Consider the following 23,915-nt stretch of genomic DNA (forward strand, 5'->3'; position numbering starts at 1 on the left):
TGAGCAGTTTATACCATAAATCCGCTTTCAACGATAAAGAAAAGGTAAGAAAAATGAAACATTTAGAAATTGAATTGAAAACACTATTGAAAAAAGATGAGTATGATCGTCTAAAAGACCAGTTCACAGGTGTCACTCCTGTTCTTCAAAAAAATTACTACATCGACACACCTGATTTTGAGCTGCGAGAAAAGAAAGTTGCTATGCGCATTCGAACTTTTGAAGACTGGGCAGAATTGACACTCAAAGTCCCGCAGAGTGTTGGAAACATGGAATACAACCAAAAATTGCAACTAAAAGATGCTGAAAACTATCTGAGCAAGAAAGAATTTCCTCAAGGGATAGTATTGGATGAATTGGCGAAACATGGTATCCAAACTAGTGAATGGCAGGTTCTTGGTTGTCTAACAACGCTTCGCTATGAAATGCAAACAGCTATTGGCCTCATGGCACTGGATGAAAGTCAGTACTTTGATATGACAGATTATGAATTAGAGCTTGAAGTGGAAAATCATGAGCAAGGCAAACAGGATTTCCAGCAATTTTTAGAGGAAAATCAGATTTCCTATCAAAAAGCTCCTTCAAAATTGGTTCGATTTGTCAAAAGCATGAAAAATAGCTGAAATAATCTCCATTTTTTGGTAAAATAGAAAAGATAAAAATACACAGGTTCTAGTTCATATATGTAAGATAAATATCACTAGGATTTAAAAAGTTTACAGAGGACGGTCTATAATGTCAGATAGAAAAAACATGAAACTTTTCGCACTCAACTCTAACCAAGAGATTGCACAGAAAATTGCTGAAGCTGTTGGTGTCCCACTTGGAAAACTATCGTCACGTCAATTTTCAGACGGAGAAATCCAAGTGAATATTGAAGAAAGTGTCCGTGGTTATGATGTTTACATCATCCAATCAACAAGTTTCCCCGTCAACAACCACCTAATGGAATTGTTAATCATGGTCGATGCTTGTGTGCGTGCAAGTGCCCACAGTATCAACGTTGTCCTTCCATATTTTGGCTATGCACGTCAAGACCGCATTGCTTGTCCTCGTGAGCCACTTACAGCAAAACTAGTTGCCAATATGCTGGTTAAGGCTGGAGTTGATCGTATCCTGACTCTTGATTTGCATGCCGTTCAGGTTCAAGGTTTCTTTGATATTCCAGTGGATAATCTTTTCACTGTTCCCCTATTCGCAAAACATTACTGCGATAAAGGATTGCTTGGTTCAGATGTTGTTGTCGTTAGCCCTAAAAATTCAGGTGTCAAACGTGCGCGTAGCCTGGCTGAATATCTTGATGCTCCTATCGCCATTATCGACTACCCTCAAGACGATGCAACTCGTAACGAAGGTTATATTATTGGTGATGTTGAAGGTAAGAAAGCTATCTTGATTGATGATATTTTAAATACAGGACGTACCTTCTCTGAAGCTTCTAAAATCGTTGAACGTGAAGGAGCTACAGAAATTTATGCTGTTTCTAGCCACGGTCTCTTCGTCGAGGGAGCTGCTGAGCTTCTTGACAATACTAATATTAAAGAAATTCTTGTGACTGATTCAGTAGCAACAAAAGAAAAAACTCCTAAAAATGTATGCTACATCACTGCTAGTGAGTTAATTGGTGATGCTATCGTCCGTATTCACGAAAGAAAACCAGTCAGCCCACTCTTTGCCTACAATAAAAAGAAATAAGGTGATTCTTTGATTTATTTGGACAATGCTGCAACGACTCCTATGTCAGCAGTTGCTATTTCAGCTATGACCAAGGTTATGCAAGAAACCCACGGAAATCCTTCTAGTATTCATGGTCATGGTCGTCAAGCTGGCAAACTCTTGCGAGAAGCCCGTCAGGAACTAGCCCAGTTACTAAGGACAAAACCTCAACATATCTTTTTCACTTCTGGTGGGACTGAAGGCAATAATACTACCATCATTGGCTACTGTCTTCGTCACCAAGAACAAGGAAAACATATCATCACAACTGCCATCGAGCACCATGCTGTCCTTGAAACAATTGATTACTTGGTTCAACACTTTGGGTTTGAAGCAACCATTATCCAGCCAGAAAATCAAGAAATCACAGCCCAGCAAATTCAAAAGGCTTTACGTGACGATACGATTTTGGTTTCTACCATGTTTGCCAATAATGAGACAGGAAACCTACTGCCCATCGCTGAAATTGGCCAAATACTCAAGCAACACCCTGCTGCCTATCATGTTGATGCAGTTCAGGCTATTGGTAAAATCCCAATTCATTCAGAAGAATTGGGCATTGATTTTCTCACTGCTTCTGCCCACAAATTCCATGGTCCTAAGGGAATCGGTTTTCTCTACGCATCTAGCATGGACTTTGATTCCTATCTACATGGCGGAGATCAGGAACAGAAAAAACGTGCAGGAACTGAAAATCTGCCTGCCATCGTAGGCATGGTTGCAGCCCTAAAAGAAGACCTAGAAAAACAAGAAGAACATTTTCAACATGTACAAAATCTAGAAACTGCCTTTCTGGCAGAGCTGGAGGGCATTCAGTATTACTTGAATAGAGGAAAACATCATCTCCCTTATGTTCTCAATATTGGATTTCCTGGTCAGAAAAATGACCTCTTACTCCTTCGGCTAGATTTAGCTGGAATTTCAATCTCTACTGGCTCAGCCTGTACTGCAGGCGTTGTCCAATCCAGCCATGTTCTTGAAGCCATGTATGGCGCAAATTCAGAACGCTTGAAGGAATCCCTTCGCATCAGTTTGTCGCCACAAAATACCGTTGAAGACCTACAAACCCTCGCAAAAACCTTAAAAGAAATTATCGGAGGTTAGCCATATGGCATTTGAAAAAATCATTCAGTTAAAAAATTGTCGTTACGACTACACTCTTAGCCCTTCTGTTAAAAAATTCACCCTCAAAGATAACACCTTTTTTGAAACTAAGGTTGGTAACTATGAATTGACTCGCCTTTTGGAAAAAGTGCCAAACAGCGGTGAAGGCTTCCAACTCAAAATCATCATTAACAAGGAACTTACAGGGGCTAAAATCAATATCACTGACAAGTTTGGCCTTCGTCTAGTTGATATTTTCAAATCAGAAGACCACCATATTCATCAGGAAAAATTCTACTTCCTCATGGATAGCTTGGTAGAACGTGGTGTCTTTACAAAATCGGAAAGATAGAGCCAAAATGTTTGAACTGACCTATAAGGACTGCTATCATGTAGAGCGTACTCTCAAGTATGAGGATCATGAGGCTCTCATGTTGACTTTGTCAGGATGTGTAACCTTACCAGATACACTTTATGTGACTTCTCTGACTTTTAGGGGCCAAAAAGTTTATCAGGGTCTGGTCGGAGACCTCTACCGTTTTCTATCTCATGCAGATTTTTTACATCAAAACTAAGATTTTTCTTAGTTTTTTCTTATTTTTGTTGATTTTTTCACAATGTTTCTATAAAATAGAAGAATAGAAAGGTTGTGATTTTGTGAAAGATAAACAATTTGCTATTCCAAAAGCTACAGCAAAAAGACTCTCTCTCTACTATCGAATTTTTAAGAGATTTCATGCAGAAAAGATTGAACGTGCCAACTCTAAGCAAATTGCAGAGGCCATTGGGATTGATTCAGCGACCGTACGTCGTGATTTTTCCTATTTTGGTGAACTTGGTCGTCGTGGTTTTGGCTATGATGTCAAAAAACTAATGACATTTTTTGCCGATTTGCTCAATGACAACTCTATTACCAATGTCATGCTGGTTGGTATTGGAAATATGGGCCATGCCCTTCTCCACTACCGCTTCCACGAACGTAACAAGATGAAGATTATCATGGCCTTTGACCTAGACGACCATCCTGAAGTCGGTACCCAAACTCCTGACGGGATTCCCATTTACGGGATTTCTCAGATCAAGGATAAAATCAAGGATGCTGATGTGAAGACTGCTATCCTAACTGTTCCCAGCGTCAAGTCACAAGAGGTTGCTAATCTCTTGGTTGATGCTGGTGTGAAAGGAATTCTCAGTTTTTCACCAGTCCATCTGCATTTACCAAAAGACGTGGTCGTTCAGTATGTCGATTTGACAAGTGAACTCCAAACCCTCCTCTACTTCATGCGAAAAGAGGATTAGAAAGCGAAAATCATTTTATGAAAAAACCAGTTATTGGGATTACAGGAAACGAAAAAACTCATCCAGATGATGACATCATGATGAGCTACGCAGCAAAAGGCTTTGTTGAAGGCGTTAAAGATGCTGGAGGGATTCCCATCATCCTACCGATTGGTGATCAAGAAATGGCCTGCCACTATATCAGTTTGATTGACAAGCTCATCTTGACAGGTGGGCAAAATGTCGATCCAAAATTCTATGGCGAACCCAAAACCATTGATAGCGATGATTATCACCTTCAAAGAGATATCTTCGAACTGGCCCTCATCAAGGAAGCTATTAAACAGAAAAAGCCCATTTTCTCTGTCTGCCGTGGTACCCAACTCTTTAACGTTGCCATGGGTGGAACTTTGTACCAAGATATCGAAGACCATTGGCAGGATTCTTCTGTTGAGTACACAACTCAACGCTTGGTAACAGAACCAGATACCGTTCTCCAAGAAATCTATGGAGAAATCTCTCATATCAACTCCTTCCACCACCAGAGCATCAAGGACTTAGCACCAAATTTAAAAGTTGTGGCTCATGATCCTAAAGATGGTATCATTGAGGCTGTCATGAGTACGGATGATGTCGCCTTTCTCGGTGTCCAATGGCATCCAGAACTTCTTTTTGAAAATCGTCCCAAAGATAAGAAACTCTTTGACTATGTCGTTAATGAACTTTAGATTAAATCTGTCTTTTCACGATAACTAAAGTAATTAGAATGAGAGACAATCAAATGGTCCAAGAGAACAATCCCCATCAGTTCGCAGGCTTCTTTAACAAGTTTAGTGACATGATCATCATTTTGGCTAGGCGCTACCGCTCCTGAAGGATGATTGTGGACCAAGATGAGTGAAGTCGCCATATGCTTGATAGCATAGTGAAGAATCTCTCGCGGCTCAGCGATACTACGAGTTACAGAACCGATAAAAATGGTCTGCTGATGGATGATTTGATTTTGAGTATTGAGATAGAGTGCCACCAGGTGCTCTTGTTTTTTATCCCCTAATTCCTGCTGCATCTTCTTGGCCAACTTTTGACTGCTGAGAATACTTTCCATTTCAAGAGTCTCGTGTTTGTGAATACGATGCCCCAGTTCAATCATAGCTTGTAATTCTATGGCCTTAACACGCCCAATACCAGACAAACTCTGCAATTCCTGCAGGGTCATTTTTTTCAAATCCGTTAGGCTTGAAAGATTGTTCAAGACTTTTTGGGCAATTTCAAAAACGCTAGCTTGACGTGTTCCTGTCCTGAGTAAAATAGCTAGCAACTCTTGGTTACTAAGCGCTTCAACTCCTTCCTTGGCCAGCCTTTCTCTTGGTAATAGTGAATCTTCTTGGAATGAAATACTGTACATAAAAATCCTCCTCACTTTATTATTCGTGAGAAGGATGGAAAATTAGATTTTTTTCTCAATTGGAGCCACACTGGCTAAAAGTTTTTTCAAACCTACTTCTGGGAAATTGATTTTCAATTCCTGCCTAGCACCGCTACCTGAAACTTCCAGAACGGTTCCCTCTCCCCATTTCTTGTGGAGAGCAATATCACCAATGGACCAATTTGCCTCGCTAGATGCTGGTTTTGCGCCAGCTGTAAATTGACCAAATGGAAGACCGCTTGACTGGATTGATTTTGGGGCAGCACCGCGTTTACGGTCTTGAAGAGCCTGAGCCAAACTCATACCTTGACCAAAGGAAATACTACCACTGCTATATGATCCCTTAAAGCTTGTATTTGCAGGACGAGCCAGACCTTGATACTCAAGCAAGTCTGAACTGATTTCGTTAATAAAACGAGTCGGACGGTTGTAGTTGGTACGACCAAAAAGCAGGCGCGAGTTGGCATTTGTTAGATAGAGAATTTTCTCTGCACGCGTAATTCCTACATAGGCCAGACGGCGTTCTTCTTCTAATTCATCTGGATTCTCGGCTGCACGACTAAGTGGAAAGACATTTTCTTCCATCCCAATCAAAAAGACAACTGGAAACTCGAGACCTTTGGCAGCATGCAGGGTCATCAAGGTCACTTCTGATGTCTCCTGACTACCTGAATCTGTGTCCGCAATCAAGGCCAAGTCATTTAAAAAACGACTCAGTTTATCCAGACCAGTTTCTTCTTCTGGCCCATCAGAGGTGTCATCAAAGTTTTTCGTCACAGAGAGGAACTCCTCGATGTTTTCTACACGAGCCTTGCTTTCTAAGGTCGCTTGGGCGTTAAGAATATCGACGTAACCTGTTTTTTCTAGGACGGCCTCAACCAACTCAGTAATGCTTAAGTGGTCCAGTTGCTCTCGCAAATCTAACATCATATTTGCAAAATCCCAGATATACTGGGCTACTTTACCCTTGATACCAGACAACATGATATTGGCTGAAGCATCTAGCATAGACATGTTTTGCATATTTGCAAAGTCACGAATTTTCTCAACAGTACCTGGCCCAATTCCACGTTTTGGTTCGTTGATAATACGCTCAAAACTGATATTGTCACTCAAATTAGCAATAAGATTAAGATAAGCGATAATATCGCGGATTTCCTTACGGCTGTAGAACTTGGTTCCACCAACCATGGTATAAGGAATGTTTGACTTGAGCAGGGCTTCCTCAATAGTACGAGACTGGGCATTAGTCCGATAGAGAACTGCAAAATCCTTGTGAAGGAAGTTTTGACTGCGACTAAGTTCATCGATGGTTCTGGCTACAAATACAGCCTCATCTAGCTCATCATCGGCACGATAGTAAACGATTTGCTCCCCATCAGCATTTTGGGTCCAGAGATTCTTAGGACGGCGGTTTTTGTTGTTTTTAATGACCTCGTTGGCCGCTTGAAGAATAGTCTTCGTAGAGCGATAATTTTCTTCTAACAAAACAACCTTGGCTTGGGGATAATCTTTCTCGAAATCCAAAATATTCTGCATATCAGCACCACGCCAACCGTAGATGGACTGATCCGCATCCCCAACCACACAGATATTTTTAAAGCGTGAAGCCAAGAGTTTGACCAATTGATACTGAGCGTGGTTGGTATCTTGGTACTCATCAACATGGATGTACTGAAACTTCTGCTGATAGTAGGTCAAGACATCAGGATTTTGATCAAAGAGACGCAGGGTCAGCATAATCAAATCATCAAAGTCAACCGACTCCGACTGACGCAGTTCTTTCTGATAAGCTGTATAACACTGGGACACGATTTGCGTATACATATCGCCAGCTTGGGCAGCATAAGCTACATCATCAATCAGATCATTCTTAGCATTGGAAATGGTTCCCAAAATAGTTCGTTCATTCCATTTTTTAGGATCCAAGTTCAACTGCTTGAGAATGCGTTTCATGAGAGTTCGCTGCTCCCCTGGATCTACAATAGTAAAATTGCGATTGTAACCAATATGGTCCGCATCGCGACGCAGAATACGCACACACATGGAGTGGAAGGTCGCAATCAGACAGTCCTGAGTCGCTGGATTGAGGCTATAAGCACGCTCTTTCATCTCACGCGCAGCCTTGTTGGTAAAGGTAATGGCCAAGATATTCCAAGGATTGACCAGCTTTTCATCAATCAAATAAGCGATACGGTGGGTCAAAACACGAGTCTTTCCAGAACCAGCCCCTGCCATGATTAGCAAGGGACCTTCTGTCGTTTGCACCGCCTCAGCCTGACGGTCATTCATTCCATTTAATAATGCGTTCATCTTCTCTTCCTTACTCTTGAAGTCAATATTTCTATTATATCAGAAATCAGGGAAAATAGAAACTTTACGGGGAGTAGCAAAATATAGCGGATTGAAACTAGAATACTACACTGTAGGTTTCTAAAACACTCGACTTTTTCACTTAATTTTTTCATGAACTAGCTCAATACATCAATATAAAAAAGGTAAATTTAAGATTGGCAATACGAACGTTAAACAGAATTCCATTTCTCTTTTTAAAACCAAAACAACGATATCGTAAAACCTCTACAGGAACAATAGATTACGACACTAAAATATTCTCCCCTAGTTTTGCTTTACTAATAGTATATAGGAGGAGAGCCCTGAATCCTAGACCCTCTGTTATGATGTGGTTACAAACAGAGTTGAAAAAAATCTTAAAGTCAGAAAAACGCATGATATCAGCCCCTAACACTTGATACAATGCGTTTTATTATGAAAAGATCTACTGGATTTTTTATCAAAATAAACTTCCAGTAGTCTTTTCACTTTTTATTAATAAGTTCCTTCTTCACCTTGGCTAGTCAAGATAACAGGTCCATCTTTCGTAATGACAAATTGGTGTTCATACTGACATGACAATCCACCGTCAATGGTCTTATGCGCCCAACCAGTTTTCATATCTGTATCAATTTCCCAATCGCCTGTATTGATCATTGGTTCAATGGTTAAGACCATTCCTTCACGAAGACGGAGTCCACGACCTGCAATACCATAGTTAGGAACCATTGGTTCTTCGTGCATAGTTGGGCCAACACCATGACCAACCAAATCACGCACTACACCGTAACCACGACTTTCAGCGTATTCTTGAATAGCCGCACCGATATCACCGATACGATTTCCAACAACAGCTTGCTCAATACCCTTGTACATAGCTTCTTTGGTTACATCCATCAAGTTTTTGACTTCTTCGGACGGTGTACCAACAGCATAAGCCCAACATGAGTCTGCTAAACCACCAGAATAGCTCTGAGTGTATTTTTTCATTTGTTCAACATTGTTGAAGTTTAATTTTGAGACATTTAGGTCAGATTTAGCAATGGGACCTCCCAAAACCATATCAACTTTGAGCAAATCACCATCTTTCAAGATATAATGACGAGGGAAAGCGTGAGCCACTTCATCGTTAAGAGAGCAACAGGTAGCATAAGGATAGTCCATCATGGCACCGTCAACCCCAATCTGAAGTGGAAGGAAATTTTCTTCTTTACAACGACGGCGGACATATTCTTCAACTTCCCACATATCTACGCCTGGCTTAATCAAATCACGTAAGCCTATATGAATACTTGCTAGAAAATCACCAGCCTTGTCCATAGCTTCGATTTCACGAGCTGATTTTAATGTTATCATCTTTTCTCCTAGTTTCTAATTAATTTTAACAGTCACATTTGCTTTTGAAACAATCTGGTGACCATGATAAATATCGTAATCAATTATAGCTGACCGTCTCGTATGATGAATAATCCGTGCCTGAATGCGCAATATATCATCTATCTGAACAGCCTGCAAAAAGTAGATCAGCATCTGCTCGATAATGAGATTGCGACCACTATTAACAACTAAATCTTGGGTCATGTGAGTCAGTATCTCCGCTAATACACCATTAGCCAAAACACCGTTTTTCTCAAGCATAAAGGGTTCCACTGTAATGACGACTTCATCATGGTGATAAGCGAGTTTTTGACCAATCTGCTCAGAAAAAGTTGGTAGAGCAGAAACTTGGGAACGACTCATCTTCTCCATGACATCTCGTCGTGTCACAACTCCAAGCAAGGTTTGATTATTCCGAACAACCGGTACCATTTCAAAGTCTTCAGCAATCATCCGTTGACTCACATTGGCAATATTTGTCGATAATCCAACTAAAAATAAACTACGAGACATGACCTTGTCAATTGTGGTACTTGGTGACTTATCACCAGCATCTCTCATGGTTACAATGCCAACAACAACCTGATGTTGATTGATAACAGGAAAACGACTGCTACGATTCTTGCGAACTAAGTCCAAATAATCTTTAACGGTGTCTGTCTCTCTCAGAAAACCATATTCATGACTTGGACGATAAAGTTTCTCAACTGTCAAAATATCAGTCTTGATTTGGACATTTGACAAGGCTTTATTGATCATAGTCGCAACAGTGAAAGTGTCATGCTTGCTTCTTAGAACAGGAATCCCTTTTTGATTTGCCAGTTTAAGCACATCATCATGAACATGAAAACCACCTGTAACCAAAACGGCATTTTCATTTTCCAGCGCTAGTAATTGGATACGGGTTCGGTCTCCGACAATCAAGAGTCCCCCATCATGAAGGTAGGATAGGATGTTTTGTTCAGTCATGGCACCGATAGAGAACTTACTAAATTCTCTCTCTAAACCTTCTTTCCCAGCCAGAACCTCAGAAGAAGTCACCTCTGCAATTTCAGCAAACGCTAATCTCTCTATAGCAACTTTCTGGGATTTAACACGAATTGTTCCACTTCTAGGACGGGTCTCCACAATTCCACGGTTTTCAGCTTCTTTAATAGCCCGATAGGCTGTTCCATCACTAACTCCTAGATGATTGGAAATACTACGAACACTGACTCTTTTACCTACTGGTAATTCCTCCAAATAGCTTAGAATTTCCTGATGCTTACTCATTGAACTCTCCTTTTACATACCGAAATTCAAGATAATCCCGCATTTTTCTTGTGTAACGATCACTTCCTTTAAACTGACGAATCAATCGAAATCCAGACTTAAGGGCAACCCGTTGACTTGCTTCATTTTCGAGATGGGTAATAATAGATAATTGTTTTAAATCAAATTCTTCAAAAGAAAGCTGACAAATTTTTCTAACAACCTCTGTCATAAATCCTTGCGACCAAGCATCTTTTCTCAAAAAATAGCCAAGCTCAGCTTCTTTTTTGATTTCATCTAACTTCTCAAATTTAATAGAACCAATCATTTGTTGATTTTTCTGGTCACAAATTGCCCACACTCCCAAAGGGGACTTCATAAAGTAATTGGCAAGTGCATACTGACTTTCTTCCAGACTTGCCTGCGTTGGGAAAATAAATTGAAGATTTTCTGGATTTGAAGCTACCTCGTGGAAGTCCTGATTATCACTAAAAAAGAAAGGACGCAAATACAAGCGATCCGTTTCAAAAAAAGAAAACATTGCTAATTTGGTCCAAATATTCATAAACACCTCTACGGTTTAATACTCAACAAGTCTAATATCCGCTCCTAGATTACGTAATTTTTCGATAATATCAGAATAACCACGTAAGATAAACTCGACATTGATAATTTCAGTTTGTCCCTCGGCCATCAAACCAGCAATAACTAAAGCTGCACCTGCTCTCAGGTCAGTTGCTTTAACACTGGCTCCACGTAAACTACGTCCACCCGTGTACAAAATATGACCATTTGTTGTCGAAATGTTCGCATCCATCTTTACTAGTTCAAAAACATGATTTACACGTTTTTCGTAAATCGTATCGACAATTGTACCACGACCATTCGCTCTTAGTAAAAGTGGGGTAATCGGTTGTTGCAAATCAGTTGCAAAGCTTGGGTAAGGAGCCGTCTTAATATTGATTGCTTTCAAATTAGACTGTTCCTCGACAAAAATGCTGTCTTCAGATACAGTCATTCTCACTCCCATTTCTTCCAACTTAGCAATAAATCCTTCTAGGTGTTCGTAAAGAACATTATTGATACGAATTCCTTTACCAACTGCAGCAGCTAAGGAAATATATGTTCCAGCTTCAATGCGGTCTGGAATCACCTGATGACGGGTCTCATGTAATCTTTTGACACCATCAATAATGATGATATTGGTTCCTGCCCCACGGATATGGGCACCCATATTATTCAAGAGGGTAGCTACATCAATAATTTCAGGTTCACGGGCTGCATTTTCAATAATAGTACGACCATTTGCTTTAACCGCAGCAATCATCGTATTAATCGTTGCTCCCACACTAACCGTATCCATGTAAATACTTGCACCATGAAGTCCTGTATCTTTAGCAGATAACTTCATGTTATCTCCCTCGTAGCTAGCAGTGGCACCCATAGCTTCAAACGCCTTAAGGTGTAAGTCAATCGGACGAGGACCAAGATCACATCCTCCCGGTAGACCAACTGTCGCTTCACCAAAACGGCCTAAGAGGCTCCCATAAAAATAGTAAGATGCACGAAGACTGTTAATTTTACCATAAGGCATTGGAATATTTTGAACACCTCTTGGATCAATCTCCAAGACATCGTCATAACGCTTAACAGTAGCTCCCATCAATTCCATGATTTCGACAAGACTGGCTACATCCGAAATATCTGGAACGCAATCCAAAGTCACCACATCATCAGCCAAGATAATAGCCGGAATTAAGGCCACAACACTATTTTTAGCACCACTAATAGTAATTTCACCTTGCAGTGGTAATCCACCATTGATAACAATTTTTCTCATTCTAAGTTTTCAATACTCTTTCAAGATTTCTAATAAGGTCTTTAAAATAAATTATATCATAAATGCAACCTTTTTTCCATCCTTTTCAATTTTATTGGATAAATCAGAGTTGATGAGTTAGTCACTGATACTCAATGAAAATNNTAGAACTGACGAAGTCAGTTACCTATACCTACGGCAAGGCGATGTTGACGTGGTTTGAAGAGATTTTCGAAGAGTATAATCTTTCTCGAAGCGCTATTGCCCCTTTTTTGTCCCCTGAAACCAAGTAGGAGCTAAGACTAGCTCCCTTATCTAAGTATCGGAATACAGCTGTTCAACTAAATTTTAGCAAGAACTTCTCCACCTTCTCCCAGTTCACAGAAGCATTTTATACATACCGTCCTATATTTCATGAACAAGACGTTTTCAGGCTAGCATCCTATCAGACAATCTATTTTAAAGATAACCGTGACTCAGGATCACTTCTATCTGTCGTTTTCTCTTTATAGTGATAGACCTCACGGGATAAGTCGTACATCTATCCTCGTTTATACAAGATATGAGGACGTTAAAAGGTTACAGTGAAAATAGGAAATCTTAGTACGAATTCAATTACTCTCGTGCTTTATGTACTACCTTTTTGGAATTTAGAGTTCTGAGCCCCCTTATCCACTATATACACCTTACTATCACATTCCTGTTCGTAGAGCCACGATTTCGCTATCCCTTCCTCTGACGATTCTTATTTCCAGCGACAGACTTAAAACGGTCTATCCCCAGACCGTTTTAACCCGCTACCTCACGATAGTCAGGCTTGGGAATCGCTATTTGACTCGCCGAGAACTTTGACATCAGATATACTATAACAAAGTGAAATAAGAATCAAACAATTTAATTTTAAAATTCAAATCAATTTATAACAATATTTTAGAAGATATCCTGTGCTATTCCAGATTCAGTTTGCTATACATGCCCGTCGTACCACAAAATCCCGTGTCTGATGAGGCACGGGATTTTTTAGCTTCTTTACTGAGATGGATTGTCTTTTTTAGTTCGTGCCAATCTCAGAGCACGATTTGGATTGAGACGATTAAATAGTTCTTCCAATTTCTTTTCATTCCAAACATCTGCGGCGGAAACAAAATTGCCATCCGCATCTCGGAAAGATATCGGTTTATCTCCCATACTAGTCTCCTAGTCTACAAATTCAAATTCAAATTTACCAATGCGGACCAAATCCCCATCCTTAGCACCACGCGCACGAAGGGCTTCATCAACCCCCATACCACGTAATTGACGGGCAAATTTCATGACTGATTCGTCACGATCAAAGTTGGTCATATTAAAGAGTTTCATCAGTTTTTCACCGGAAAGTACCCATGTCGCATCGTCATCACGGCTAATTTCAAAGGCTTTCTCTTCCTCGTCAAATCCATAGTAAGCTTCTTCTTCCATATCGGACTCGTCGTAGAGCAAAAATTCTGGTGTCTTGTCTAACAATTCAGCTGTAGCATCTAAAAGTGTTGCCAGACCTTGCTTGGTCAATCCAGAAATTGGGAAGATAGCTGGTAACTCTTCAAATTCATCATAATTTTCAGCCAATTTTTTCTTAAAGTCTTCAAGATTTTCCTGACTCTCAGGCATGTCCATCTTATTAGCTACAATAATCTGTGGACGCTCCATGAGGCGAAGATTGTAAGACTCCAGCTCTTTATTGATAGCTAGGTAATCCTCATATGGATCACGGCCTTCGCTAGCTGACATATCAATGATGTGAAGGATAACACGTGTACGCTCGATATGACGGAGGAACTGAGTTCCCAAACCAACACCTTGACTAGCCCCTTCAATCAAACCTGGCAAGTCGGCTACTGCAAAGGATTCACCTGATTGGGTGCGAACCATACCTAAATTTGGTACAATAGTGGTAAAGTGGTAGGCACCAATTTTAGGTTTAGCTGAGGTAATAACACTTAAAAGTGTTGATTTCCCTACAGATGGGAAACCTACTAAACCGACATCTGCCAAGATTTTTAGTTCCAATTGTAACTCACGTTCCTGACCTGGTTCTCCATTTTCAGAGATTTCCGGTGCAGGATTTTTTGGTGTCGCGAAACGAATATTTCCACGTCCACCACGACCACCGTGGGCAACGATAAATTCTTGCCCATGTTCAATCAAATCTGTTAAAACCTTGCCAGTCTCCGCATCACGAACAGTCGTACCTTGTGGTACTCGAACTCTAAGGTCCTCAGCACCACGACCATGCATCCCTTTGGTCATCCCTTTTTCACCAGAATCAGCCTTGAAATGACGATTGTAGCGGAAATCCATCAAGGTACGTAGTCCTTCGTCTACAACGAAGACCACATTGCCTCCACGACCACCATCACCACCCCAAGGACCACCATTAGGGACATATTTTTCACGGCGAAAGGCAACCATGCCATCACCACCATTACCAGCCTTGACCTTGATCTTAGCTGTATCTAAAAACATACTCATTTTTTCTTCTCACTTTAAAAAAGGGCTGGGAAATCCCAGTCACTAAATTTTCTTGAATCTATTTTATAGATTACTGAGGGCACCAATTGCAGTTGCAAAAATTCCCAATAAACTTGCTACTAGCATGATAATCACGATAAACAAGGTTATTTTCTCAAACATAGTTTTTTTACGATTTCCATTATCTCCAAATGCCATTTTTCTCTCCTTCGTTGCATTCTATTTTCTATTATCTTAGCATGAATTTAGCTAGTTTTCAATAGTCAGTTGCTACAGGTGCGATCATCCATAAAATGATATAAGCTACAATTCCCGCTCCGTAACAGCAAGCAAGAACACCCCATATTACGCGAACAATAGTAGGATCCATATCAAAATAATGGGCTACCCCAGCACAAACACCAGCAATCTTTTTATCACGACCGCTTCTCATTAATTGTTTTTTCATACTGTTCCTCTTTCTATTCTTCATGGTCTTTCCAATAATCTCTCATACTGATCAACTGTGTTTTTGAAGCCTTCAACATGCGTCTAGAGCCTTTTACCGGTACAGCGACCACCTTTTGCGGAAGATACAAAACTGTCTTAAAGATACGCTGACTGACCGTATCATCTTTAGCCAAATCTTTCTGGAAATTATTTGAAATAATGGCATCCAGATAAAACTCATGCACTCGTTTCCCAAAGTTCTCAGCTGAAATCTCGTACAATTTCTCTGATAAGGTATGCTCATTCATGTCTGGTGTTGCAATCAGGGCCTCCAGAATAGCTCCAGCCAAATCATGTTCACCGTAATATAAGGTTCCAAACATTTTATCACTGATAAGATTGTCCAGATAAGGATTTCCATGAGCAATGACAGGCGTCCCACTAGCCAAGCTTTCCAAGTAGGTCAAACCTTGCGTTTCACTTGTAGATGCTGAAATAAAGAAATCTGCTGCCTTATAATAAAGAGCCGTCTCACTAGGAGCAATCATGCCTGTAAAGATGACGGAGTCTTGAATCTCTAGTTTCTGGGCTTGCTCTTTGAGGTTATCCAGATAAGGGCCATCCCCAGCTACCACCAGTTTAACCTTGTCTTCCTCTTTCAGAACATCAGCAAAGGCTGCTAAAACTGCTTGAATATTTTTTTCATAGGAGATTCTCGAAAGACTAAGCAACGTCTTTTCACCATCTTGAATCCCTAGTTTACTACGCAGTTCTTTCAAATTTTCCTGCTTGATTTCCGGACGCTCAAACTTGGCTAATTCAATCCCAGTAGGAATGACCCGTTTTTCAACCTTGACCTTATAATCAGATAGCAAGTCACGGACAATCTCACTAGGGCAAATAACCCCATCCACATCATGCAGGAAACCTCTAACCAGATACTTGACCATACTCGGCCGGATCAACATCCCCTTAGCAATATAATGGACATAGTCTTCATACTGGGTGTGATAGGTATGGATGACTGGAATTTTCAATTCACGCGCAATCCAAATCCCCAACAGGCCAAGAGAAAATTCTGTCTGAGTATGGATAATATCTAGCTGATACTGTTTAGCAATTTCAAGTGCCTTGCTAAAACCTCGGTAGGCAAAGCGACGATCCTTAAAAGCAAAGAAAGGAACACTTGGAATGCGGATAATTTGCCAATCTTCGTAGCGATTGACATCCTTATCTGTCGTCGTAAAGATAAAAACAGCATGTCCCTGCTTTTCAAGTTCTGTTTTCAAGGTTCGAATACTGGTCGCAACACCAGAAACCTGAGGAAAATAGGTATCTGTAAATAAACCAATTCGCATAGATTACCTCACTTTTTACTTTCTCCCTAAAGCGGCTTGTTTCTCATAAAAGTCCAACCAGATTTGTAACAGATGCTCTTCAGAATACTCTCTGGAAATATTCTTAGCCTTTTCTTTGAGATCTTTTAAGGCAACAGGATTTGCTTGATATTCCAAAATAGCCTCTTTCATCTCTTCTCTACCCGCTGTCGCCCGATAATTTCCCTCCAAAATCACCTTATAGAGATCTAAATCACGCAACATAATAGGAGCCTCACAACTCGCAGCTTCTAAAATAGTCATAGGAAAGAGCTCATTGTAACTAGGCAACAAGAAAAGATCCGCTAGAGCATACAATTCGCGCATCCGCTCTGGCGATACAATGCCTGGAAAAATCAAATTTTTAGGGGGATTTTCCATCATTTTCTTATAGTGTTCATAACCATCTGTCATACCACCAAAAGAGAAGCCACCAGCCCAGATAAAGGTAATCTGAGGCAATTCCTCAGCCAGACGGATAAAGTCATCAATCCCTTTACGTTTCTGAACTTGCCCAGCACCTACTACGATAAACTGATTGTCACTAAGACCAAGATCTGTGCGCAGTCTGACTACCTCTTCTTGTGGTAGAGGATGCCATTTTTCCTTGTTGACAAAGTTAGGAATATAGCTCACTTTTTCACGTGAAATACCAGCTGCTACCAAATCCTCAATAAACATAGGATTGACCACAACCAAGTGCTCCATCCGGTTGTAAAAAGAAAATACATAGCGTTTCACAATTCCCTTTAAGAAAAATGGAATTTTCAAACTCCCTTCAAGTGTATCTGGCAAGAAATGCACATAGCCAATCTTTCTCCCTGAGCGTTTCTTTTGAAATGTTGATAAATAATAGGGGAAATCAATGGTATGAAAGTGAGTTACATCTGCCTCTACTGGAAGATTTTCTGTAACAATCAATTGGTCCTTGGCATCACGGTGAAGAAGACGAACTAATTCACGGTAGGCACCTGAAACTCCTTGTCCTGCTACTTTCTCACTTGAACTCAACATATTGATGCGTAATTTCTTTTTTTCCATAACTACCATTATATCATTTTCTTTGAATAAAATCAGCAAAAGAAAGGAGAGACTAGAGGAAAAGATGGGAAATTTCCTCACTTTTCCAATGGTCTCTCACATGCTTTTATCTGTTTACTTAATGCCTAGGGCAATGCGGGCATAGCGACTCATTTTTTCAACAGTCCAGGCTGGATACCAAACTAATTTGACCTCAGTATCCGTTACTTCGGGCACCTCTGTCATAGCATCATAAATCTGGTCCGTCAAAAGGTCAGCTAGGGGACAACCCATAGTTGTCAACGTCATATCAATCTCTGTTTGCCCTGTGTCGCCGTCAAAACGAATCTCATAAATCAAACCAAGGTTGACAATATCGATTCCCAACTCAGGGTCGATGACTTCTTCCAAGGCTGTTAAAATGCGTGTTTTGATGTTTTCGATTTGCTCTTCTGTATAAGCCATATTTTCCTCACTCCTAGTCTTCAATAAAATCACGAAGCGGTTTGCTGCGACTTGGTTGGCGTAGCTTTCTCAAAGCTTTAGCTTCAATCTGACGGATACGCTCGCGAGTCACGTTAAAGACTTTACCCACATCTTCAAGGGTGCGCATTTTTCCATCATCTAGTCCAAAACGCAAACGTAGAACGTTTTCTTCACGGTCTGTAAGAGTATCCAAGACCTCGTCCAATTGCTCACGCAAGACGATACGAGTTGTATAGTCCACTGGATTTTCAATCACTTCGTCTTCGATAAAATCCCCAAGGTGGCTATCATCCTCTTCACCGATTGGTGTTTCAAGAGATACTGGTTCTTGAGCAATCTTCAAGATTTCACGAACCTTGTCAGGAGTCATATCCATACGTTCAGCGATTTGCTCAGGTGTTGGATCTTGTCCCAATTCTTGAAGGAGATTCCGCTGTTCACGAACCAATTTATTGATGGTTTCAACCATGTGGACTGGGATACGGATGGTACGAGCTTGATCAGCGATGGCACGAGTGATTGCCTGACGAATCCACCAAGTTGCATAAGTTGAAAACTTGAATCCTTTAGAATAATCAAACTTGTCAACCGCCTTCATCAAGCCCATATTTCCTTCTTGAATCAAGTCAAGAAACTGCATACCACGACCGACATAGCGTTTGGCAATAGAAACAACCAAACGAAGGTTGGCTTCCGCAAGGCGTTGTTTAGCTTCGATGTCACCCGCTTCAACAGCCAGTGCTAACTCTTTTTCCTCTTCATTGGTCAAGAGAGGAACGACCCCAATTTCTTTCAAGTACATACGGACAGGGTCGTTGACCTTAGCCGAAGTTGACCCAATCAAGTCCTTATCGCTGAGTTCTGGTTCTTCTTCATTGCTAAGAACACGCGCACTTGGATTTCCTTCGTTATCTGTGATAGAAATTCCCGCATCCTGAATCCGTTGCAAGAGATCTTCAATCCCATCAGCGTCCAAGGTAAAAGGAAGGACAAGACTAGCATTGATTTCATCATCTGTTGCTGTCCCTTTTTGCTTATGATTACGGATAAATTCTGCTACTTGTACGTCAAATGTTGTTACTTCTTTTTGTTTTGTTGCCATTATTACTCCATTCTTCTCTTTTGGGAAATTAAACGTTCCAATTCTTCTAAGGCTGTGTCTGTATCTCCTACATGGCTAGCTTCCTGCACCTTCTTTTTGATTCTCATATTGTCCTGATTCAAGAGAGCCTTGTTTCGAGTCATCTCTACTTCACTAAGTTCCTGCGGCGACATCTCAGCAGGCAAATCCTGAGCTAAGACTTGGTACCAAGCTCTTTCAACTTCCTCTGTCTGCTCTGCTAGAACTTCTGGAGGAAGATTGCCATACTGACCAAGCAAGTCATATAAGATCTGAAATTCAGGTGTATCAAATGCAAAGTCTTCTCTCAAACGGTAATCATTCAAAACAAGAGGGGATTCCATCATCCGATAAAGTAGATGGGTTTCTGCCCTCATAATAGCCGATAACTGCTTGGTGACAGGCATTGTGATTTGCGTCGGTCTGGAAATCCCTTCCATGCGATTCTGCCTTTGCGCCTGACGACTTTCATTAACAATCTGCTCAATCTGGGCATAATCAAAGGACGCCAGACTGTCAGCTAAAATATGAATATAGCTGTTTTGAGCAGTGATAGACTTTTCTTGAACAATCAAAGGAGCTATTTTTTCAATAAACTCAATCTGAGCCTGCAAATTTTCACTATTTTCAGGCTTATACTGGTGAATGTAGAACTCAATCGGACTAATACGAGTTTTCGTTAATAGATAGGCCAAGTCTTCTGGGCCATTTTTTTGTAGATACTCATCTGGATCCAAGTTATCAGGCATGCTGACGATTTGCACAGGTATATCACCAATTTCGTCCAGCGCTTTCAATGTCGCAGCTTGCCCAGCCTTATCGCCATCGTATACCAGAACTAACTTCTTGGTTAACCTTTTCAGATGCTCAACATGCTCACGACTCAAGGCTGTTCCCATAGATGCGACAGCATTTTCGATTCCAGCCCGATAGGCTGCAATGACATCCATGAACCCTTCCATGAGGTAAATCTCACTGGCTTTTCCAGAAGATTTTTTTGCCCTATCCATATGATATAATTCGTAACTTTTGTTAAAAATTGCAGTCGATCTGCTATTTTTATACTTAGAAGTTTGTGAATCCGTTTTCTGCCAGATACGACCTGAGAAGGCAATAACCTTTCCCTGATCATTGGTCAGGGGAAACATAATCCGATTATGAAAGGTGTCTACAAATTGATTAGCATCCGAGAGATAAAACAGTCCTGAATCTAGGAAATCCTCTTCACGATACTGACCAGACAAACGTTGATAGAGATAGTTGCGTTCTGGAGGTGCTAAACCAATCCGAAAATGCTTGAGCACTTCATCTGTCAAACCACGCTGATAAAGGTACTTTCTGGCCTCTTCCCCCATGGTCGTTGTCATGAGAATAGCATGGTAAAATTTGGCTGCATCTTCGTGCATATCATAAAGAGCTTGGTGGGGTGAAGCTGGCTTCTGCTCACTATAAAGCGGTTTTTCCACCTCTATCCCAACACGCTGACCTAAGATTTGGACAGCCTCCATAAAGGGAACCCCTTGGTACTCCTCGATGAACTTAAAGACATCACCTGAGCGACCACAACCAAAACAGTGGTAAAACTGTTTATCCTCTACAACGTTGAAAGAAGGTGTTTTTTCACCATGAAAAGGACAGAGCCCTAGATAGTTCCGTCCTGCCTTTTGTAAAGAAATCACATCTCCTATGACTTCTACAATGTTGGCATTGTTTTTGATTTCTTCAATGACTTGTTTGTCAACCATACACAATACCTCCATGTTATCATAGTTTACTTTATATAGTATACTTTATTTCAGAAAAAAAGTAAACCATTTCACTCATTTTCCCTACTTTATTCAAAGAGTTGATAATAATCAGAGATTTTCATTTTTGCTTTTTCTTCTTGGTTCAAATCTTGGATAATCCGTCCTTCTTTCATGACAATTAAGCGATTGCCATACTTAAGAGCATCTTCCATGTGGTGAGTAATCATAAGAGCTGTCAACTGGTCTTTCTTGACAAATTCATCCGTCAATTCCATCAAGGCCACACTGGTCTTTGGATCAAGGGCTGCAGTATGCTCGTCTAACAAGAGTAATTCAGGACGCTTCAAGGTTGCCATCAAGAGACTCAAGGCTTGTCTTTGCCCACCTGATAAGAACTCAATCGGTGTATTCAAGTGTTTCTCAAGACCATTTCCTACTTTTTCAATGGTCGCCTGAAATTCATCCTTATAGCTAGCCAGACGTCTTGGTAACAATCCACGCTTTTCACCACGAAACTTGGCAATCAAGAGATTCTCTGCCACTGTCATACGAGGAGCTGTCCCCATCTTTGGATCTTGGAAGACTCGAGACAGATACTTAGCCCGCTTTTCTGGTGAAAACTTGCTAACATCCTCACCTAAAATACGGATGGTTCCACTGGTTAAGGACAAGGTTCCTGCAATAGTGTTAAAGAGAGTTGATTTCCCAGCACCATTTCCACCTAAAATCGTGATGAAATCCTGTTCAAAAATTTCTAAGGAAACATCATTTAAAATAATCTTCTCTTCATCAAAGCCATTTTTAACGATTTTGGTTGCATTTTTTAATTCTACAATTGCTGTCATTTGCTTAACTTGGCTCCTTTCAAGATGGTTTGCTTAAATGTTGGAATCATGAGGCAGACTGCTAAAATCACGGCGCTGTACAAACGAAGGTAACTTGTATTAAAGCCAAGCGCAATAACCGCCCACACTAAGAATTGATAAGCGATAGAACCTACAACGATGGTAACCAGACGTTCTGCCAAACTCAAACTCTTGAAAATAACTTCTCCAATAATCAAACTTGCAAGCCCCACAACGATAACCCCGATCCCTCGAGATACATCAGCATACCCTTCTTGCTGGGCAATGAGAGCTCCTGCAAGGGCAATCACACCATTTGATAAGACCAAGCCCATGAGCTCCATGCGTCCAGTATGAATCCCGAAACTTCTAGCCATATCAGGATTGTCACCTGTAGCAATATAGGCTTGTCCGAGTTTGGTATCCAAGAAAAAGAGCATGAGAGCAATAACAAAACTGACAAAGATAAGACCTGTCAAGAGTTGGTTCAAATCTGAATCAAAAGGCAAAACATCCTGGATTTGCTTGGTTCCAAGTAAGCCTAAATTGGCACGTCCCATAATCAAGAGCATGATAGAGTGACAGGAAGTCATCACCAAAATCCCTGAGAGCAAAGTTGGGATCTTCCCTTTTGTATAAAGAAGTCCTGCTGCCATACCAGCCAAACAACCTGCTCCTACAGCAAGCAGTGTCGCTAAAAAAGGGTTCACGCCTTTGGTTATCAGAGTGACAGCAACAGCTCCCCCAAGAGGGAAGGAACCTTCTGTTGTCATATCTGGAAAGTTCAAAATCCTAAATGTCATAAAGATTCCCAGACCTAGAATAGCCCAGACAAATCCTTGAGAAATAATGGAAACAATCATATTTTATTTAATCCTTTCTATATTCATCTTTTTAAAAAATGGGAAGAGTCTCCTCCTCCCTACCTTATTTATTCGATGACTTGTCCTGCTTCTTTGAGAACAGACTCAGGAATCGTAATACCTAGTTCTTGAGCTATTTTTTTATTGATCACTGACTTACCAGTTGAAAAGACATTGACTGGGGTATCAGCTGGTTTTGCACCTTTCAGAACTTGCGCAATCATTTTTCCAGTTGCCACACCAAGGTCATGTTGGTCAACTACAACGGATGCCAAACCACCTACTTCTACCATAGCTGCCGCACTTGGATAAATTGGTTTCTTAGAACTTTGATTGCTAGAGACAACCGTTGGAAATCCTGATGCAATGGTGTTATCAATTGGAACCCAAATAGCATCTACCTTGCTAGTCATAACAGTGACAGTTGAGGCAATTTCATTTGTTGAAGGAACTGCAAATGTTTCCACTGTCAGACCTGCTTTTTCAGCATAAGCCTTAAATTCTTCGACCTGTGTTTTTGAATTGTCTTCGCTACTTGAGTAAAGAGCTCCGATTGTTTTCACATTCGGTGTCAAAGCTTTGATGAGTTCAACTTGTTGTTGAGCTGGATTGTGGTCAGATACCCCTGTAATGTTGCCACCTGGTTTTTTCAAATCTTTAACCAAGTTAGCACCAATTGGGTCTGTAATAGCAGCCATAATAACAGGTAGGTCTTTTGTTGCACTAGCCAAACCTTGAGCAGCTGGTGTCGCAATACCAACCACAAGGTCATTGCCATTTGCAACCAATTGTTTACTCATTGTCGCAACCTTACTTTGGTCGCCTTCTGAGTTCATAAAGTCGATTTTCAACTGATCATCTTTATATCCTTCTTCTGCAAGTCCATCTTGGATCCCTTTATAAATCAAATCAAGGGATGGATGGCTCACAAATTGAAGCACACCAATCTTGGTTATTTTCTTCTCATCCTTATTATTCTGAGCTTCTGATTTATTCATTGAAGAGTAAATCAAGCTTCCTGCTACTAAGATTGCTAATGCAGCGATAATTCCAATTAAACGTTTATTTTTCATTCTGTTTCTCCTTTTATTCCTTTAAAATACTTCACTTATCTAATACTCTTCGAAAATCTCTTCAAACCACGTCAGCGTCGCCTTACCGTAGGTATATGATACTGACTCTGTCAGTTCTATCCACAACCTCAAANNGGCTAGC

25 protein-coding genes are annotated in these 23,915 nt (G+C 40.6%); 7 read left to right on the forward strand and 18 right to left on the reverse strand.

From position 1 onward, the window contains the following. Positions 1 to 53: 53 nt before the first annotated feature. The 7 genes from HT723_RS04945 (at position 54) to HT723_RS04975 (ending at position 4,826) form a co-directional block, all read left to right on the forward strand. Positions 54 to 623 (forward strand): CYTH domain-containing protein, encoded by a 570-nt coding sequence (locus HT723_RS04945; protein WP_000681273.1) that lies wholly within the window; start codon positions 54 to 56, stop codon positions 621 to 623. 112 nt (positions 624 to 735) lie between these two features. Beyond that, positions 736 to 1,695: a ribose-phosphate diphosphokinase gene (locus tag HT723_RS04950; RefSeq protein WP_138704921.1), complete on the forward strand. Its 960-nt coding sequence runs from the start codon at positions 736 to 738 to the stop codon at positions 1,693 to 1,695. Positions 1,696 to 1,704: 9 nt separating this feature from the next. Beyond that, positions 1,705 to 2,820, forward strand: coding sequence for a cysteine desulfurase family protein (locus tag HT723_RS04955; RefSeq protein ID WP_000639662.1), 1,116 nt, complete (start codon positions 1,705 to 1,707; stop codon positions 2,818 to 2,820). A 4-nt stretch (positions 2,821 to 2,824) separates the two neighbouring features. After that, positions 2,825 to 3,172, forward strand: coding sequence for a DUF1831 domain-containing protein (locus tag HT723_RS04960; RefSeq protein ID WP_000863509.1), 348 nt, complete (start codon positions 2,825 to 2,827; stop codon positions 3,170 to 3,172). Between the two features lie 7 nt (positions 3,173 to 3,179). Continuing rightward, positions 3,180 to 3,395, forward strand: a complete 216-nt coding sequence (locus HT723_RS04965) for a DUF4649 family protein (RefSeq protein WP_000462488.1) — start codon at positions 3,180 to 3,182, stop codon at positions 3,393 to 3,395. 82 nt (positions 3,396 to 3,477) lie between these two features. Continuing rightward, positions 3,478 to 4,119, forward strand: coding sequence for a redox-sensing transcriptional repressor Rex (locus HT723_RS04970; protein WP_000653403.1), 642 nt, complete (start codon positions 3,478 to 3,480; stop codon positions 4,117 to 4,119). 17 nt (positions 4,120 to 4,136) lie between these two features. Continuing rightward, positions 4,137 to 4,826 (forward strand): gamma-glutamyl-gamma-aminobutyrate hydrolase family protein, encoded by a 690-nt coding sequence (locus HT723_RS04975; protein WP_000743330.1) that lies wholly within the window; start codon positions 4,137 to 4,139, stop codon positions 4,824 to 4,826. Here HT723_RS04975 and radC read toward each other — a convergent pair. The 18 genes from radC to trpX all read right to left on the reverse strand — a co-directional run bounded on the left by radC (position 4,823) and on the right by trpX (position 23,773). After that, the gene (gene radC / locus HT723_RS04980; RefSeq protein ID WP_000286922.1) at positions 4,823 to 5,503 is read right to left on the reverse strand and encodes a DNA repair protein RadC; all 681 of its coding nucleotides are present in this window, start codon (positions 5,501 to 5,503) and stop codon (positions 4,823 to 4,825) included. The genes HT723_RS04975 and radC overlap by 4 nt on opposite strands. A gap of 42 nt (positions 5,504 to 5,545) precedes the next feature. Then, positions 5,546 to 7,837 carry a DNA helicase PcrA gene (pcrA, locus tag HT723_RS04985; RefSeq protein ID WP_172934759.1) on the reverse strand — a complete coding sequence of 764 codons (2,292 nt, stop codon included), beginning with the start codon at positions 7,835 to 7,837 and terminating at the stop codon, positions 5,546 to 5,548. 516 nt (positions 7,838 to 8,353) lie between these two features. Further along, positions 8,354 to 9,214, reverse strand: coding sequence for a methionyl aminopeptidase (locus HT723_RS04990; protein ID WP_000631543.1), 861 nt, complete (start codon positions 9,212 to 9,214; stop codon positions 8,354 to 8,356). A gap of 15 nt (positions 9,215 to 9,229) precedes the next feature. Continuing rightward, the gene (spxR, locus tag HT723_RS04995) at positions 9,230 to 10,507 is read right to left on the reverse strand and encodes a CBS-HotDog domain-containing transcription factor SpxR (RefSeq protein WP_172934760.1); all 1,278 of its coding nucleotides are present in this window, start codon (positions 10,505 to 10,507) and stop codon (positions 9,230 to 9,232) included. Then, entirely contained in the window at positions 10,500 to 11,051 is a 552-nt protein-coding gene (locus HT723_RS05000; protein WP_001028719.1) for a GNAT family N-acetyltransferase, read from the reverse strand. The genes spxR and HT723_RS05000 overlap by 8 nt, the downstream gene beginning before the upstream one ends. A gap of 15 nt (positions 11,052 to 11,066) precedes the next feature. Beyond that, positions 11,067 to 12,326 carry a UDP-N-acetylglucosamine 1-carboxyvinyltransferase gene (locus HT723_RS05005; RefSeq protein ID WP_172934761.1) on the reverse strand — a complete coding sequence of 420 codons (1,260 nt, stop codon included), beginning with the start codon at positions 12,324 to 12,326 and terminating at the stop codon, positions 11,067 to 11,069. Positions 12,327 to 13,334: 1,008 nt separating this feature from the next. Beyond that, positions 13,335 to 13,493, reverse strand: coding sequence for a hypothetical protein (locus tag HT723_RS05010; RefSeq protein ID WP_007284777.1), 159 nt, complete (start codon positions 13,491 to 13,493; stop codon positions 13,335 to 13,337). Positions 13,494 to 13,502: 9 nt separating this feature from the next. Further along, the gene (obgE, locus tag HT723_RS05015) at positions 13,503 to 14,813 is read right to left on the reverse strand and encodes a GTPase ObgE (protein WP_000061641.1); all 1,311 of its coding nucleotides are present in this window, start codon (positions 14,811 to 14,813) and stop codon (positions 13,503 to 13,505) included. 63 nt (positions 14,814 to 14,876) lie between these two features. Continuing rightward, the gene (locus tag HT723_RS05020; RefSeq protein WP_000863859.1) at positions 14,877 to 15,011 is read right to left on the reverse strand and encodes a DUF4044 domain-containing protein; all 135 of its coding nucleotides are present in this window, start codon (positions 15,009 to 15,011) and stop codon (positions 14,877 to 14,879) included. A gap of 58 nt (positions 15,012 to 15,069) precedes the next feature. Continuing rightward, entirely contained in the window at positions 15,070 to 15,246 is a 177-nt protein-coding gene (locus HT723_RS05025) for a PspC domain-containing protein (RefSeq protein WP_050262050.1), read from the reverse strand. Positions 15,247 to 15,274: 28 nt separating this feature from the next. Further along, positions 15,275 to 16,600: a glycosyltransferase family 4 protein gene (locus HT723_RS05030; RefSeq protein ID WP_172934762.1), complete on the reverse strand. Its 1,326-nt coding sequence runs from the start codon at positions 16,598 to 16,600 to the stop codon at positions 15,275 to 15,277. Positions 16,601 to 16,615: 15 nt separating this feature from the next. Then, positions 16,616 to 17,740 (reverse strand): alpha-galactosylglucosyldiacylglycerol synthase, encoded by a 1,125-nt coding sequence (cpoA, locus tag HT723_RS05035; protein ID WP_172934763.1) that lies wholly within the window; start codon positions 17,738 to 17,740, stop codon positions 16,616 to 16,618. Between the two features lie 33 nt (positions 17,741 to 17,773). After that, entirely contained in the window at positions 17,774 to 18,103 is a 330-nt protein-coding gene (locus tag HT723_RS05040) for a metal-sulfur cluster assembly factor (RefSeq protein ID WP_000331929.1), read from the reverse strand. Positions 18,104 to 18,116: 13 nt separating this feature from the next. Further along, the gene (rpoD, locus tag HT723_RS05045) at positions 18,117 to 19,226 is read right to left on the reverse strand and encodes an RNA polymerase sigma factor RpoD (RefSeq protein WP_172934764.1); all 1,110 of its coding nucleotides are present in this window, start codon (positions 19,224 to 19,226) and stop codon (positions 18,117 to 18,119) included. Between the two features lie 2 nt (positions 19,227 to 19,228). Further along, entirely contained in the window at positions 19,229 to 20,989 is a 1,761-nt protein-coding gene (gene dnaG / locus HT723_RS05050) for a DNA primase (RefSeq protein WP_172934765.1), read from the reverse strand. Positions 20,990 to 21,078: 89 nt separating this feature from the next. Continuing rightward, complete coding sequence (locus tag HT723_RS05055; RefSeq protein ID WP_172927867.1) at positions 21,079 to 21,837, reverse strand: ABC transporter ATP-binding protein; 759 nt, start codon at positions 21,835 to 21,837, stop codon at positions 21,079 to 21,081. Then, positions 21,834 to 22,700 carry an ABC transporter permease gene (locus HT723_RS05060; RefSeq protein ID WP_000637229.1) on the reverse strand — a complete coding sequence of 289 codons (867 nt, stop codon included), beginning with the start codon at positions 22,698 to 22,700 and terminating at the stop codon, positions 21,834 to 21,836. Before HT723_RS05060 ends, HT723_RS05055 begins: the two co-directional genes overlap by 4 nt. A gap of 68 nt (positions 22,701 to 22,768) precedes the next feature. Beyond that, the gene (gene trpX, locus HT723_RS05065; RefSeq protein WP_172934766.1) at positions 22,769 to 23,773 is read right to left on the reverse strand and encodes a tryptophan ABC transporter substrate-binding protein; all 1,005 of its coding nucleotides are present in this window, start codon (positions 23,771 to 23,773) and stop codon (positions 22,769 to 22,771) included. Positions 23,774 to 23,915: the final 142 nt, after the last annotated feature.

Origin of the sequence: Streptococcus sp. 2106 (genome assembly GCF_013277315.1) — a bacterium.
GTDB classification, from domain to species: Bacteria; Bacillota; Bacilli; order Lactobacillales; family Streptococcaceae; genus Streptococcus; species Streptococcus pseudopneumoniae.

What these genes read in the sequence shown, in the direction of transcription:
- HT723_RS04965 (WP_000462488.1), top strand. Translation starts at nt 3,180, where the DNA reads ATGTTTGAACTGACCTATAAGGACTGCTATCATGTAGAGCGTACTCTC.
- HT723_RS04990 (WP_000631543.1), bottom strand. Translation starts at nt 9,214, where the DNA reads ATGATAACATTAAAATCAGCTCGTGAAATCGAAGCTATGGACAAGGCT.
- HT723_RS05020 (WP_000863859.1), bottom strand. Translation starts at nt 15,011, where the DNA reads ATGGCATTTGGAGATAATGGAAATCGTAAAAAAACTATGTTTGAGAAA.
- dnaG (WP_172934765.1), bottom strand. Translation starts at nt 20,989, where the DNA reads ATGGTTGACAAACAAGTCATTGAAGAAATCAAAAACAATGCCAACATT.
- obgE (WP_000061641.1), bottom strand. Translation starts at nt 14,813, where the DNA reads ATGAGTATGTTTTTAGATACAGCTAAGATCAAGGTCAAGGCTGGTAAT.
- spxR (WP_172934760.1), bottom strand. Translation starts at nt 10,507, where the DNA reads ATGAGTAAGCATCAGGAAATTCTAAGCTATTTGGAGGAATTACCAGTA.
- radC (WP_000286922.1), bottom strand. Translation starts at nt 5,503, where the DNA reads ATGTACAGTATTTCATTCCAAGAAGATTCACTATTACCAAGAGAAAGG.
- HT723_RS05055 (WP_172927867.1), bottom strand. Translation starts at nt 21,837, where the DNA reads ATGACAGCAATTGTAGAATTAAAAAATGCAACCAAAATCGTTAAAAAT.
- HT723_RS04945 (WP_000681273.1), top strand. Translation starts at nt 54, where the DNA reads ATGAAACATTTAGAAATTGAATTGAAAACACTATTGAAAAAAGATGAG.
- HT723_RS05005 (WP_172934761.1), bottom strand. Translation starts at nt 12,326, where the DNA reads ATGAGAAAAATTGTTATCAATGGTGGATTACCACTGCAAGGTGAAATT.
- trpX (WP_172934766.1), bottom strand. Translation starts at nt 23,773, where the DNA reads ATGAAAAATAAACGTTTAATTGGAATTATCGCTGCATTAGCAATCTTA.
- HT723_RS05060 (WP_000637229.1), bottom strand. Translation starts at nt 22,700, where the DNA reads ATGATTGTTTCCATTATTTCTCAAGGATTTGTCTGGGCTATTCTAGGT.
- HT723_RS05010 (WP_007284777.1), bottom strand. Translation starts at nt 13,493, where the DNA reads ATGGGAGATAAACCGATATCTTTCCGAGATGCGGATGGCAATTTTGTT.
- HT723_RS05030 (WP_172934762.1), bottom strand. Translation starts at nt 16,600, where the DNA reads ATGCGAATTGGTTTATTTACAGATACCTATTTTCCTCAGGTTTCTGGT.
- HT723_RS05025 (WP_050262050.1), bottom strand. Translation starts at nt 15,246, where the DNA reads ATGAGAAGCGGTCGTGATAAAAAGATTGCTGGTGTTTGTGCTGGGGTA.
- rpoD (WP_172934764.1), bottom strand. Translation starts at nt 19,226, where the DNA reads ATGGCAACAAAACAAAAAGAAGTAACAACATTTGACGTACAAGTAGCA.
- pcrA (WP_172934759.1), bottom strand. Translation starts at nt 7,837, where the DNA reads ATGAACGCATTATTAAATGGAATGAATGACCGTCAGGCTGAGGCGGTG.
- HT723_RS05040 (WP_000331929.1), bottom strand. Translation starts at nt 18,103, where the DNA reads ATGGCTTATACAGAAGAGCAAATCGAAAACATCAAAACACGCATTTTA.
- HT723_RS04975 (WP_000743330.1), top strand. Translation starts at nt 4,137, where the DNA reads ATGAAAAAACCAGTTATTGGGATTACAGGAAACGAAAAAACTCATCCA.
- HT723_RS05000 (WP_001028719.1), bottom strand. Translation starts at nt 11,051, where the DNA reads ATGAATATTTGGACCAAATTAGCAATGTTTTCTTTTTTTGAAACGGAT.
- HT723_RS04950 (WP_138704921.1), top strand. Translation starts at nt 736, where the DNA reads ATGTCAGATAGAAAAAACATGAAACTTTTCGCACTCAACTCTAACCAA.
- HT723_RS04960 (WP_000863509.1), top strand. Translation starts at nt 2,825, where the DNA reads ATGGCATTTGAAAAAATCATTCAGTTAAAAAATTGTCGTTACGACTAC.